Annotated in this window: 16 protein-coding genes; 12 read left to right on the top strand and 4 right to left on the bottom strand. The window is 31.7% G+C overall.

Features of this window, described 5'->3' with window-relative positions; translation table 11 throughout:
• Positions 1–3: 3 nt before the first annotated feature.
• From RT228_RS06340 to RT228_RS06330, 3 genes are all read right to left on the bottom strand, one after another.
• On the bottom strand, positions 4–789 hold the full coding sequence (locus RT228_RS06340; RefSeq protein ID WP_006259031.1) for a hypothetical protein: 786 nt from the start codon (positions 787–789) through the stop codon (positions 4–6).
• A 269-nt stretch (positions 790–1,058) separates the two neighbouring features.
• Entirely contained in the window at positions 1,059–1,547 is a 489-nt protein-coding gene (gene ybaK, locus RT228_RS06335) for a Cys-tRNA(Pro) deacylase (RefSeq protein WP_006261069.1), read from the bottom strand.
• 40 nt (positions 1,548–1,587) lie between these two features.
• Positions 1,588–1,824, bottom strand: a complete 237-nt coding sequence (locus RT228_RS06330) for a hypothetical protein (protein WP_006259033.1) — start codon at positions 1,822–1,824, stop codon at positions 1,588–1,590.
• 246 nt (positions 1,825–2,070) lie between these two features.
• On the opposite strand from RT228_RS06330, the gene RT228_RS06325 reads away from it, so the two are divergent.
• The 12 genes from RT228_RS06325 (at position 2,071) to RT228_RS06270 (ending at position 13,699) form a co-directional block, all read left to right on the top strand.
• Positions 2,071–3,018 carry an isopenicillin N synthase family dioxygenase gene (locus tag RT228_RS06325; protein WP_006261068.1) on the top strand — a complete coding sequence of 316 codons (948 nt, stop codon included), beginning with the start codon at positions 2,071–2,073 and terminating at the stop codon, positions 3,016–3,018.
• 231 nt (positions 3,019–3,249) lie between these two features.
• A complete protein-coding gene (locus RT228_RS06320; protein WP_006259036.1) occupies positions 3,250–3,597 on the top strand; it encodes a translation initiation factor in 348 nt (115 codons plus the stop codon).
• 16 nt (positions 3,598–3,613) lie between these two features.
• A complete protein-coding gene (locus tag RT228_RS06315; protein ID WP_006261067.1) occupies positions 3,614–4,486 on the top strand; it encodes a nucleoside phosphorylase in 873 nt (290 codons plus the stop codon).
• A 689-nt stretch (positions 4,487–5,175) separates the two neighbouring features.
• Positions 5,176–6,681 (top strand): succinate CoA transferase, encoded by a 1,506-nt coding sequence (locus RT228_RS06310; protein ID WP_006263460.1) that lies wholly within the window; start codon positions 5,176–5,178, stop codon positions 6,679–6,681.
• Positions 6,682–6,798: 117 nt separating this feature from the next.
• Positions 6,799–7,644, top strand: a complete 846-nt coding sequence (locus RT228_RS06305; RefSeq protein WP_006261066.1) for a substrate-binding domain-containing protein — start codon at positions 6,799–6,801, stop codon at positions 7,642–7,644.
• Positions 7,645–7,667: 23 nt separating this feature from the next.
• Positions 7,668–8,612 carry a transglutaminase-like domain-containing protein gene (locus tag RT228_RS06300; RefSeq protein ID WP_006259040.1) on the top strand — a complete coding sequence of 315 codons (945 nt, stop codon included), beginning with the start codon at positions 7,668–7,670 and terminating at the stop codon, positions 8,610–8,612.
• Between the two features lie 8 nt (positions 8,613–8,620).
• Entirely contained in the window at positions 8,621–9,007 is a 387-nt protein-coding gene (locus tag RT228_RS06295) for a DUF423 domain-containing protein (RefSeq protein ID WP_006259041.1), read from the top strand.
• Positions 9,008–9,106: 99 nt separating this feature from the next.
• Positions 9,107–10,237 (top strand): redoxin domain-containing protein, encoded by a 1,131-nt coding sequence (locus RT228_RS06290; RefSeq protein ID WP_006261065.1) that lies wholly within the window; start codon positions 9,107–9,109, stop codon positions 10,235–10,237.
• Between the two features lie 136 nt (positions 10,238–10,373).
• A complete protein-coding gene (locus RT228_RS06285; protein ID WP_006265185.1) occupies positions 10,374–11,489 on the top strand; it encodes a TlpA disulfide reductase family protein in 1,116 nt (371 codons plus the stop codon).
• Between the two features lie 107 nt (positions 11,490–11,596).
• Entirely contained in the window at positions 11,597–12,091 is a 495-nt protein-coding gene (locus tag RT228_RS06280) for an RNA polymerase sigma factor (protein WP_006259044.1), read from the top strand.
• Positions 12,092–12,103: 12 nt separating this feature from the next.
• Positions 12,104–12,706, top strand: a complete 603-nt coding sequence (locus tag RT228_RS06275) for a hypothetical protein (protein WP_006259045.1) — start codon at positions 12,104–12,106, stop codon at positions 12,704–12,706.
• Positions 12,707–12,757: 51 nt separating this feature from the next.
• Entirely contained in the window at positions 12,758–13,699 is a 942-nt protein-coding gene (locus RT228_RS06270; protein ID WP_006259046.1) for a LysR family transcriptional regulator, read from the top strand.
• 57 nt (positions 13,700–13,756) lie between these two features.
• Here the strand turns inward: RT228_RS06270 and RT228_RS06265 are convergent, their stop codons facing one another.
• Entirely contained in the window at positions 13,757–14,479 is a 723-nt protein-coding gene (locus tag RT228_RS06265; protein WP_006259047.1) for a response regulator transcription factor, read from the bottom strand.
• Between the last annotated feature and the right edge of the window lie 7 nt (positions 14,480–14,486).

Genomic DNA, 14,486 nt, shown 5'->3' with positions numbered 1-14,486 from the left:
ATTCTACATATTGTATGTATCTCTTAAGAACATAAGCTTTTGCTTTCCTTCTTCATACAGATACAAGTAATCATCTTTAAGCTCAAAGCGATCACAACTATCTAATACTGCTAGTAGCTCCTTCTCTTTCTGATACATCTCAGTCACATATTCTGGAGAAAGTACTACTTTAAAGAAGATGGAATCCCCTTCACATCTAACATCTCCATAAATCATGTGATTCCCTCCACTTCCAGAGAAACTACGTGTATTAATATCAATACAAATCATAGGAATCTGATTAATACCTAATTCTTCTACTCTCTTATCTTCATAAGACTGAAAAATCCAGTTACCAGATAATTTATCTGTATATAAATAGTGTCCAAAACAAGCAAAATCAATTACATCATCTTCCACACCATCGTGTTTCTTAATTAAACGCACTGCAACAGAGTGATCAAATCTACCATCTGCAAAGTCCTTCGCAGTCTCATCTTCATAAATCACGATCTCTATCTCCTCATGCTTCGTATAAGACTTATATATTCTAGATTCTCCATCCACTAATGGTTCTACAAATGGAAAAATTATCTTCTGATTAGGTTTTGTACTTGAATAAACAATTCCTTTTTTCCCAATTGATACAACCTGTGGTAAATCTTGAGCTACTGCTTTAAAAAAAGTACCATCTAAATCATTCTTGCTCAATAGGTCAATTTGTTTATTACTAGCTTCTTTAAAGCTTTTTTCTTTAGATTGATCTACCCCACAAGAAGGAAACAACGAAACAGTTAACGCCAATATCATATTTTCAATTTTACAGTATGCAAAGATAAATCCTACTATCTTCTAAAAAGAATTATTCACTCTCTTTTAGTATTAATTTAACTCTGAATGACTACATTCTTTAAACTTTCATCTTATTTGTCCTTGCAAAGATACAACAACAATAATTAAACTGCATTTCCTTTTGACACCTATTGTCATAATTATAACAAAACATTAATAAATACATGCATATTAAATCATTTGTTTTGTACTAATCACGCAATTTATACACACATTTCATTTTAGGATTACTCTTTTTTAACAATATCACCGAACTTACCATTCACAATATTCGCTAAATCCCCAGGACTAATACCAATGCTCAGTCCTTTACGTCCACCACTTACATAGATAGTCTCTAAATCTTTTACTTCTATATCTATAAATGTAGGATATAACTTCTTCATCCCTATAGGAGAACATCCTCCTCTAATATATCCTGTTATTCCTAACAAATCCTTTACAGCTAACATTTCTATCTTTTTTTCTCCACAGATATTAGCTGCCTTTTTTAAATCTAACTCACTATTAATAGAAACCACAAAAACATATATCGCATTCCCCTTACCATGAGCCACCAAAGTCTTTAACGACTCTAGTTCAGATATTCCTAACTTTTCACAGACAGATTTACCATCTATTAGTTCGTCAGAAATATCATACTCATACATCTCATAACTTGTCTTCTTACTATCTAATATACGTAAAGCATTAGTCTTTGCTACCTTTTTACTCATTCTACTATCTTAATTTTATCAGGAGCAAAATTACTATTTTTTACAATAAAGTCGTCTTATACCCTGTTTGTCTTAGACAAAACATAAAATCGTCTTGATTATTACATACGCAATATATATTCATATTCGACCCTACTACTTTCTTAAAAATTGGCTTAAAGCTCTTTGGTAATGTATTATAAAACTCATCAGCGTTAGACACCTTGTATTTAGGATCAATGTCCACCGCTACTAATACAACAAATTCATTCGATTTTAATTCAATAGGTAATTTCATAGTTTTTTTATTTTAATGGTTATTACGGCAATTTATAAAAAAATTCATTAATTTTTTACATTCATTAAAAAAATCACAATCCTATAAACATACTATTCTTTCGAAATTCTCAACACACACAATCACATATCTTGAATAATTCAGACCTAAAAAAAATATAAATTGTAGTTATCAACACTATTTTGTGGAAAAATAATATACATTTGTGTCAAATAACTCAAGTAAGCATATATAACAACTTAGAAAATGCAAAACATTCCTAGTGTTGACTTACGTGATTTCCTATCGGATGACCCGGTACGTAAACAAAAGTTTGTAAATGAAATCGGCCAAGCCTACGAAGAAATTGGATTCGTAGCATTAAAAGGACACTTTTTAGATGATCAATTAGTTGATAATCTATATAAAGAAGTTCGTAATTTCTTTAATCTTCCATTAGAGACTAAAAATTCTTATGAAGTACCAGGTATTGGTGGTCAGAGAGGATATGTTTCTTTTGGTAAAGAGCATGCTAAAGGAAGAACAGAAGGTGATCTAAAAGAGTTCTGGCATTTTGGACAGTACGTTGAAAATGATCCTGCTTTAGAAGCATCTTATCCTGCTAACGTAGAAGTAAAAGAATTACCTCAATTTAACGCTGTTGGAAAAGAAACTTACCAAATGTTAGAAAAAACAGGTGTATACGTATTGCGTGCGCTTGCTTTATTCTTAGGTTTAGACGAGTTCTACTTTGACAAATTCGTTAAAAACGGAAACAGTATCTTACGTCCTATCCACTACCCTCCTATCCAGAACGAACCTAAAAATGCTGTGAGAGCAGCTGCACATGGTGACATTAACTTAATCACTCTGTTAATGGGAGCTCAAGGTAAAGGACTACAAGTACAAAACCACGACGGACAGTGGATCGATGCTATCGCAGCTGATGATGAATTAGTAATCAATGTTGGTGACATGTTATCTCGTCACTCTAACAATAGATTAAAATCAACTATCCACCAAGTAGTTAACCCTCCTCGTGAACTATGGGGAACTTCTAGATACTCTATTCCATTCTTCATGCACCCAGTGAGCACAATGCCACTAAACTGTTTAGAGAATTGTATCGATGAGAATAATCCTAAATTATATGAAGATATTACTTCAGGAGAGTTCTTACACCAAAGACTAGTTGAATTAGGCTTGATTAAATAATCTATCCTAATAAAAACATATTCTTAAAAGAGGGAGCCCATTACTCCCTCTTTTTTATTTCATGCGATATACTTCGTAAAAGGTCATTTTTTTTACCCTATTTATATTGATTGATTTTAACATATTTCGTATCTTTACTTATATACATAGCATTCTAATCATTCTCTTGTAGAAAGACTAGAATACGCTTTTAGATTAATCATTTTTATAAGCACCATATTACATAACTAAATGAGTAAAAAGTTAAATAGCTTAGATGCCTTAGGAGGCTTTGTTTTTTCTACTAATAAAGATTTTGAATTCGAACAAGAAGAATCCACAGAAACTCTTGCCCCTAATCTTCAAAGATTAGAAGCACATATAGACAAAAAGAATAGAGGTGGTAAAGTAGCTACCCTTATTAAAGGTTTTGAAGGAAATGAAGACGACCTTAAAGATTTAGCTAAAAAACTAAAAACACTATGTGGTGTTGGCGGAAGTACAAAAGATGGCGAAATAATTATACAAGGTAATTTTCGCGATAAAATAATGGATTATTTAATAAAAGAGGGCTACAAAGTAAAACGTGTAGGCGGCTAATTAAAAATTTAATATTATGAAGATTAAATCATCTGAATTAATTCTAAACCCTGATGGTAGTGTATACCATCTAAACTTAAGACCTGAACATGTTGCTAAAGACATCATATTCGTAGGTGACCAAAACCGTGTAGACAGAATCACTAAGCACTTCGATGCTATTGAATTTTCAACACAAAAAAGAGAGTTTAAAACAACTACAGGTACGTATAAAGGAAAACGTCTAACTGTAATCTCTACAGGTATCGGACCTGATAATATCGATATCGCTGTTAATGAAATCGATGCTCTATTTAATATTGATTTAGAAACTAGAGAAATTAAAAAAGATCTTACTTCTGTAAATATTGTAAGAATAGGGACATCAGGTTCTTTACAAGCAGATATCCCTGTGAATAGCTTTGTACTATCTCAGTATGGATTAGGACTTGATAATTTAATGCGTTCTTACCTTATTGACGGAGTTACAGATGTTGCTTTAGAAGACGCTTTTATTGAACATACAAATTGGGATCTTAAAAAAGGACGCCCATACTTCATTAAAAACAGTGCAGAGTTAGAAGCTAAATTAGAAAGCGACTTAACATTCAAAGGAATTACAGGTACAGCAGGTGGATTCTACGGTCCACAAGGACGTGTACTTCGTCTACAAATCCAAGATCCAGAACTAAACCATAAAATCGACAACTTTAAATTCGGTGAATACCGTATTACAAACTTCGAAATGGAAACGTCTGCAATCTATGGTTTATGTAGCTTATTAGGTCACCATGCAGTATCTCTTAATACAATTATTGCAAATAGAGCTAACGGAACATTCTCAGAAGATCCTTATGCAGCTGTTGACAAACTAATTGTATATACATTAGACAAACTTAGCGCAATATAATAAGATTACTTTTTCTAAAAAGCTACCTTATAGAGGTAGCTTTTTTTATATCTACTCCTCACTGCTCACTACCTCTTATATTACTAAAGAAGCACACTAAAAGTGATTATATTACAGTTGATTTAACTTTAAGTACAATACACCAGTGTTATGACACCGTTATTTTACCCAAAATAACGGACTCACTACGGACTCATATCGGACTCACTACGGACTCATTCAAAACAAAATACATCTCGACCTGCAATCGCTGTACAACTATTCCTCTCTTCGTTATATTGAATATTTATTGTCCTATCCCTTCCTCTAGAAAAACAAATCTCGATAGTTCAAAAAAAACTCTTCTAAAGAACTTCTCCTAATTCAAAATACAAGATCAATAAATCACAAAAACTAAAGAAGTATTACTACTAAAAAACCCTCTTTCATTGTCTTTCTCAAGATTAATTCAATAAACTAAGTTACAAAAAGCCTTATTACCAAGTTTAGTACTTATAAAATAATAGCAAAAAATTAACAAAAAAGCCCTCACATAACAGTATCATTTTTATATCTTAAATTTTTAAACATTATCGTATTTTTTTAATAAATAAATTATATTAATCAATATAATTAATATATACGTTTATTTTATTTGACTCTTTCAAATAAATGCACTTAATTTAAGGTGCTTAAAATTTTTATTTGAAATGACGAAAGAAGACTCGAAACTAGAGAGGATAAAATACGCACCGTATAGAGAGCGTATTGTATCAGCAGAAGATGCTGCTCTCTTAATACATGACCAGGCAGTAGTAGGAGCTAGTGGCTTCACTAAAGCTGGAGATAGTAAATCTGTATTACCTGCATTTGCACTACGTGCAGCACAAGAAAATGTTGCAATTACCTTAATAACTGGTGCCTCATTAGGACAAACTACTGACGCTGACTTAGCAACTAACAATGCCTTAATCCGAAGAATGCCTTTCCAAGCAGATTCAGTATTAAGAAAGTCTATAAACAGTGGGCAAGTAAAATATATCGATCAACACTTAAGTGAAACAATCGAACAACTTCAAGAGAAACATATTCCTCAAGTAGATATCGCTATCATTGAGGCTACTTATATTAACGAAGAAGGATTTATCATTCCTACCACATCTATTGGTAACTCTGCTTACTTCGCTAGTGTAGCTAGAAAAATAATCATTGAAGTAAATACAGCTATTCCTTTAGAAATAGAAGGAGTACACGATAATAGTGTACCTATCAAACAACCACGTAGAGAAATCATCCCTATTCATACAGTAAAAGATAGAATAGGAGAAAACTTTATTCGTCTAAATCCAGATGACGTGATTGCAGTTGTTTACTCTAGTATAGAAGACACTCCTGCTCAATTACCAGAACCAGACGTTAAAACTTCTGCTATCTCTGGTCACTTACTTAAATTCTTCGAAGAAGAAGTTAGAAAAGGCAAATTAACTCACTCTCTTTTACCATTACAAGCAGGAATCGGAAAAGTAGCTAACGCTGTATTAACTGGTTTTATTGATGGCCCATTCCACGACTTAACGATGTATTCTGAAGTATTACAAGACAGTACTTTTGATTTAATTGACTCTGGAAAAATGACTTTTGCATCAGGATCTTCTATTACTGTTACTGAAGAGTGCTATGGAAAAATCATTAACAACTTCGGACAATATAAAGATAAACTAGTACTACGCCCGCAGAACATTAGTAATGCTCCTGAGGTTATTCGTAGATTAGGTATTATCGCTATCAATACTGCTATCGAATTTGACATCTACGGAAACGTTAACTCTACTCATATCGGAGGTAGTAAAATGATGAATGGTATCGGTGGATCTGGAGACTTCGCTAGAAATGCTTATTTAAGTATTTTCGTTACACAGGCAGCATCTAAAGAAAACAATATTTCTCACGTACTTCCTATGGTATCTCACGTAGACCATACTGAGCATGATGTAGACATCCTAGTTACAGACCAAGGTCTAGCAGACTTAAGAGGTCTATCCCCTAGAGAGCGTGCAGAAGTCATCATAGAGAACTGTGTACATCCAGAATATAAAGCAGAATTAAGAGATTACTTTGAAAGAGCGAAAGAAAGAGGAGGACACACTCCACATGTATTAGAAGAAGCTTTCAAATTCCACATTCGCTTCCAAGAAAAAGGTTCAATGAAACCTTAATAATAAATAAAAACTCTACTCTCTTTTTAGTAGAGTTTTTTTTGTTTTACTCTTAAAATATTATCTAAAAAATGCCCTATTTTACTATCTTAGCATAAAAATGTAGTACGATTTAAAATGGCAAATGTAAATATTATCGGAGTGCCTGAGCACTTCAACCTACCGTGGCAATTATGTATAGAAAATGGTGAATTCGAAGAACTTGGCATAAATTTAAAATGGACAGACATACCTGAAGGTACAGGTAAAATGTGTCAGATGCTAAGAGATAAAGAAACAGATCTCGCTGTTATACTTACTGAAGGAATTATAAAAGATATATCTGAAGGAAATCCAACAACTATCATACAAGAATATGTAGCCTCTCCTCTACAATGGGGAATACATGTAGCACATAATTCTCCATATCAAAAAATAGAAGACTTAGAAGGCAAACGAATTGCTATCAGTAGATATGGATCTGGTTCACACCTTATGGCAATTGTTCATGCAAAAAAGATGAGTTGGGATATTGATAATCTTGAGTTCGTTATCGTCAACACTTTAGATAATGCAGTAGAAGCGCTAACTAAGGGTGAAGCAGACTATTTTATGTGGGAGCATTTTATGACTAAACCAATAGTTGACCAAGGAATATTCAGAAGACTAGGTGACTGTCCTACTCCTTGGCCTTCGTTCGTATTAGTTGCGAATAATGAATTCCTAAATAAAAACAAAGGATTAATTGACAATCTACTGGAATGTATTAATGCTACTACAGAAGAGTTCAAAATGATTCCTTCTATTGACCGTACATTATCTAGTAAATATAATATCAATATAGATGATGTTAAAGAATGGCTAAGTATGACTAAATGGTCTCAAAGACAACTGTCAGAAAAACACTTTAATAAAACACAAGAACAATTAGTAGATTTAAATATAATCACTAATACTATTAAATACAGCGAAACCGTTTTATAATATAGTTTTGACCTTAGACTACGATGAGTAATAATACAGAATTACCGGATAAAGTTTCTGAAAAAAGTTGGCTTAAGTACTTGAGAGTCCCAAAACCTTGGGACAATATCATCATACTTATACTTAACGTACTGATCACTATTCCTATTTTTATTATTATTCATCAAAATATAGATGACCCGAACTGGCCATACCAACTAGATCGTATCATTCTATTTTTATCTATTGTAGGTATACTGCAGTTCTTACTTCAAAAGATGAAATTAGTCTTGAATATGCTGATTATCATTTATTTGATTGTTCTTATTGTAAATTCTTTCTTTGGAGGTTATGGTTATAATGCTGTTTTTGAAGACTATAAAGTTATGATCTATGCGATGGCAGAAGATCCTAAACCGCAAGATCTTATCATTTCTAAGCTACTCCCTTTTCCTAATAAAAGTAAAATAATCCCAGCGATAGAATATGATAAACCTATAGTAAGGAATTATGCTTTAGCAACTACACGTAAACACTTTAGCAATATTCCAAATACTCAACATTACAGACAAATAGTACAATCTTTAGCTATTTTTAAAGAGGTACGTACGAAGTGGAATTATGTAAATGACCCTAAGGGTAGAGAATATATCGCTACGGCATCAGAATCATTACAGCATTTCTCAGGAGATTGTGATGACTATTCTGTATTAATGGCAGGACTTCTCAGAGCTATAGGCGCAACCCCAAGATTGATACATACTAAAGAACATATGTATCCTGAACTACTAATCCCAAATAAAGGAGATCTAGAACAGGTAATCTACCTTATTAAAGAAGTTCTTTTTAAAGAAGAAAGTAAAGGTAAAGAGATACATTATCACATAGACGAACGTGGTCAAATATGGTTAAACATGGATTACACCGCTAGATACCCTGGCGGACCGTTTATGTCAGAAGAAATATTAGGACAACTCACTTTTAATTAAATAAATATATGGAATTAGTTAATACAACACCCCTCATAGCAGGCTCAATATATGGCGCACTAGCTATTATATTTGGTGCCTTTGGAGCACACGCTCTAAAAAAACATATGACTGCCGAGCGCTTAGAGAGCTTTGAAGTAGGCGTAAAATATCAAATGTACCACGCTATCCTATTACTAATCTTAGGATTAATGCCTGCACATATTCATATCACAAGAGCAGTTAATATCATCATCATTGGTGTATTCTTATTCTCTTTCAGTATTTATGGATTAACCTTAAGTGCTACATTTAAGAAGAAAATAAAAATACTTGGCCCTATAACTCCTTTAGGAGGAGTGTGTTTAGTAATTGGTTGGATAATGCTGTTAATTCAATTCATAAAACTTTTATAGACTTTTTTAGGCTGATTTTAGCTTAATCTAGTTTTTTAAGTATATTTGTTCATATAATGCAATTATAACTTGTATTTCTAATACTAAAAAACAAAATCGATGAAAAAAATTTTAACAGTACTTGGAGCTGTAGCTGTACTAGCTTCATGTAACAAAGAAGCTACTGGTTATACAATCAATGGTGAAACTAAAGGTCTAACAGATGGAACTAAAGTATATATTGAGAAAATTGATATTGCAACTGGTAGTACAGTAGCTATTGACTCTACTGAAATTAAAGACAATGCATTCACCTTCAAAGGAGCTGCTGAAAGTCTAGACCAAAACTTCTTTTCATTTGGTAAAGAACCAGGAAAATTACCTTTCGTTTTAGAAAATGGTAAAATCGTTGTTCAATACGATAATGAAAAAGCAGAAAACAGTAGCGTAACAGGTACTAAAAACAATGATGAATATACAGCATTCACTAAAAAAGTTGACGAATTAGAGCGAGCTTTAGTCCAATACCAAGGTGATAACCAAGAGGCTTTTAAACAAGCTAACGAAGCTCAAGACCAAGCTAAAAAAGATGCTATTATCAATGGTTATATGGCATTAGCAGAAAAGTATGATGAGTATGTAGAAGATTACATTGATAATAACGCTAATTCATTAACTACTTTAGTCTATTTATCAAAAACAGTTGGTTCAGGACAATACATCAAAGAAGAATTAGTTGAAAAATTCAATAAATTTGATGAAACATTAAAGAACACTACTGTAGCAAAAGCTTTTAAAACAGCATTAGACGCTATTCCTGATGCTAAAGTAAAAATTGGTGACAAAGCTCCTGATTTCAGTGCTCCATCTCCAGAAGGAAAAGAAATTTCTTTAAAAGAAAGTTTAGGTAAATTAACTATTATTGATTTCTGGGCATCATGGTGTGGTCCTTGTAGAACAGAGAATCCTAATGTAGTAGCTCTATATGAAGAATACCACCCTAAAGGATTAAACATCATTGGTGTTTCTTTAGATAAGGATAAAGCAAAATGGATCGAAGCAATTGCTAAAGATAAATTAACTTGGAATCAAATCTCTAACTTAAAGTTCTGGGAAGAGCCAATCGCTCAAAATTATGAGGTACGTGCTATTCCAGCGACATACCTTTTAGATGAAAATGGTGTAGTAATCGCTAAAAACTTAAGAGGTAAAAAACTTAGAGCTAAAGTTCAAGAAATCTTAGACAAATAAATATCTACTTAAGATATAGAAAATAAAAGGGTTATAGAAGTTTCTATAACCCTTTTTTAATACTCTAATATCTCCGTTATAATCAGTAATATTTTATTATATTTAATCTTTACAAATTATATTAAAAATACATCCAATGAGAACACTACCTTTAGTAATTATAGCCTTTCTATTAATGAGTTTTACTATAAAAGATAAAGGTTTTCTAATAAAGGGAATAACAAAAAACATTTCTGAGGGAGAAATGATCTATTTAAAAGTTTTAAATCCTGAAACTAATAATTTTGACGCAATAGATTCTGTTCGTTTAAAAAACAACTCATTCGAATTTAAAGGTAACACAACTTACCCTACTTATGCACTATTAGAGTTATCTGAAAACGTTACGGAATTAGTAGTTTTAGAAAATGGTATTATTAATTTTCAATATGACTATAATGATGATCTAAGCACCTCTGCTATTGGTACAAAAAACAATAATGAATTAAATGCTTTTCACAATAATATAAAAAGAGTACAGAAAGAAGCTAATGCGTATAGAGATACGAATCAAGATATCTTAACACAAGCTATAAAAGATAATAACAGAGAAGTTCTTGAAAGGTTATCAAATGAATTTAAAGTCTATGTAAAAGACATTAATGACATTATCACAAATCAACTAACTCAACATAGCAATTCATTCACGTCTTCTGTAATTTTATTTCAGCGAATAGACAATAAAAATATAGATACTAATGAGGCTAAATTATATTATAATCAACTAGCTGATAATATTAAGCAATCTAATATAGGTATAGCTATTAAAAACCTATTAGACAATTCTGCTGCCAATACTTTAGTAAAAATTGGAGATAAAGCGTTAGACATCTCAGGTAAAGATCCTAATGGAGAAGTGATTTCACTATACGATAATCTTGGTAAAGTGACCATTATTCACTTCTGGGCTCCGTGGTGTCCTGCATGTCACGAAACACTGCCTACCATAAAATCTATTTATGAAAAGTATCACGATAAAGGCTTGAACATCTTTAGTATTGCCTTAGATGATAATAAAGAGGAATGGATAGAAAGTATACAAAAGGAAGGTCTTAATTGGCTTCATATCTATAATCTTTATGAAATTCAACTACAATATGGAGTTAAAAATATTCCAACAGTATTTGTTTTAGACGAGAATGGAACTGTAATAGATATTAACCACTTAGAAGTAGACTTTGACCAATTACTTACTAAATATTTAGGAAAATAATATCTTCGCTCATGTTCTAATAATTATCCTAAACTGATTACTCTATAACTAAAAATATATTTTTTAAAAATATTGTAACAAATCGTAACATTAGACTACTTATAGGCATGAACAAACATTTGGAACAAGAATTCGTTGCTCTTTTGGATAAGAATCAAAACCTTATCCACAAAGTCTGTCGACTATATACAGTCGATGAAGCAGCTCATAAAGACTTGTTCCAAGAAATCTCTATTCAACTATGGCACGCTTACCCAAAGTTTAGAGGAGATTCTAAGTTCTCTACATGGGCTTATAGAGTAGCATTAAATACAGCCATCTCGTTATATCGTAAAAAAACAAGAGAACTAAGCACCATACCTTACGATAGTACATTTTGCAAATTTGAATATTCCGAATACAATTATCAAGAAGAAGAGCAATTAAAACTAATGTATAAAGCTCTTCAACAGCTAAACGATATTGAAAAAGCATTAGTATTCATGTATTTAGAAGATAAGAATTATGAAGAAATAGCAGAGACATTAGGTATTAGTGAAGTCAATGCTAGGGTAAAAATGAATAGAATAAAAAGCAAACTTAAAAAGATATTAAATCCCTAGAGGCAATAGAATATGAAGGAGTTAGATTTATTAAAAAAACACTGGAATAGCGACCAAAAATTCCCTAAGATCTCTACTGAAGAGATACAAAAGATGATACATAAGAAATCGTCTTCTATCGTCATGTGGATATTTATCATTAGTATAATCGAATTTATTGTATTAAATGGTTTTAGTTATTTATTCGGATCAGACGTAAATAGAAATGATATTGGCCCTATCTATGCTTTTATGATCAATAACTTAGATTGGTTATCATTAGGAATATCAGTGATATTTATTACTATTTTCTATTTAAATTATAAAAAAATATCTGTAGCTGATTCCACTAAATTATTAATGGAATCTATTCTAAAGACAAAAAAGACAGTTAACTATTATATCTATACTAACCTAATTATCTTCTTTATAGCTTTCATTATTATATTGATTGATATTCTGACACATGATGATAAGTTGACCTTACCTACGGCTTTAATTAGCGCAGTGATTGTTATTATTATATGTGGTGTATTTTTAGGATTACTATGGTTATACTACCGTCTAATCTATGGTTTATTAATCAAACGATTAATGAAAAACTATACGGAACTAGAGAAAATAGATTATGAATAAAAACATTTTCCTTTATTTTGCATAACTTAGACAAAATATTGGTTTTAAAGAATGACGATAACACAATTAATATATGTATTAGCAGTAGCAGAACATAAAAATTTCACGCTTGCTGCAGAAAAAACTTTTGTTACACAGCCTACATTAAGTATGCAAATCCAAAAGTTAGAGGAAGAACTCGAGGTACAAATATTTGACCGAAGCACAAAACCTATTCAGCCTACGGCTATCGGTCAAGTTATTATTCAACAGGCAAAGAAAATTGTCAATGAATCAGATCGAATTAAAGATCTTATTGATCTAGAAAAAGGATTTATTGGGGGAGAGTTTAAACTAGGAATGATACCTACTATAGCCCCTACTCTACTTCCTATGTTCCTAAAAACATTTCTAAATAAGTACAATAAGGTCAACCTAATTATAGAAGAATATACAACTGAAGAGATTATTCAGAAACTTCGCAATGGATATCTGGATGCTGCTATAGTTGCTACTCCCTTAGAAGAGTCTGACATTAAAGAAAGAGTTCTATTCTACGAACCATTTGTAGGATATGTTCCTGCAAATTTTAGACAAGAAATGGGAGCAGAACTTCATCAAGGAGACCTAGATCTAAGAAAGTTACTTTTACTACAAGATGGACATTGTTTTAGAGATGGTATAATCAATATCTGTAACAGCAAATCTACTGCAGAAAGCAAAAACTTTAAATTACAAAGCGGAAGTTTTGAAACTTTAATAAATCTATCTAAAGAAGGTCTAGGTTACACACTATTACCATACCTACACACACTTTCATTAAATCAAGATGACAAAAATAACTTAATACAGTTTGCTGATCCAAAGCCTGCTAGAGAGATTAGTTTAATCTATACAGACAACGAATTAAAGCTTCAAATTATTAATGCTTTATATGAGGTTATTTTAAGTATTATAAGAGGAGCAATAGCATTTCAAGACGTTAAAATTATTAGTCCGAAAAAGAATCAATAACTTTGACTTATATAAAATAAAAAAGGGAAGCAAATGCTTCCCTTTTTTGTGGCTTAATTAATTATTTTCTTCTTTTTCTTTCACTACAAGTCTAAATCCTTCTCCGTGAATGTTTAAGATTTCTACTGTTTCGTCTAATTTAAGATACTTTCTTAATTTAGCGATGTATACGTCCATACTACGAGAAGTGAAATAGTTGTCATCTCTCCAAATCTTAGTTAACGCTACTTCACGTGGCATTAAATCATTTTCATAAATTGCTAACATCTTTAACAATTCATTCTCTTTTGGAGATAATTTAATTGGCTCATCATTTTCAAAAGTTAAGAATCTCAACTTAGAATTTAAATGGAATTTACCAATTTGGAATTCGAACTTCGTATTATCTGTTTTAACTTCAGACGATTTTCTATGAATAATCGCTTTGATTTTCATTAATAATACTTCAGAATCGAATGGCTTGTTTAGGTAGTCATCAGCTCCTACTTTATAACCTTTCAATACATCTTCTTTCATTGACTTCGCTGTAAGGAAAATGATAGGCACCTCTTTATTTTTATCACGGATCTCCTTGGCTAGAGTAAATCCATCTTTATAAGGCATCATAACATCTAGGATACATAAATCAAAAGTATCTCTTTTGAATTTTTCGAATCCTTCCATTCCATTCTTAGCTAAAGTAACTTCGAAATCATTGATGGCTAAATAATCTTTTAAGATTGCACCGAAATTCGGATCATCTTCTACTAATAAAATCTTTTTGTTGTTTGTTGTTTCCATGTTATAT

Source organism: Myroides sp. (genome assembly GCF_032073645.1).
Taxonomy (GTDB): Bacteria; Bacteroidota; Bacteroidia; order Flavobacteriales; family Flavobacteriaceae; genus Flavobacterium; species Flavobacterium odoratimimum.
Note: the sequence above shows the minus strand (reverse complement) of the source record. Positions and strands in the feature narration are given on the sequence as shown.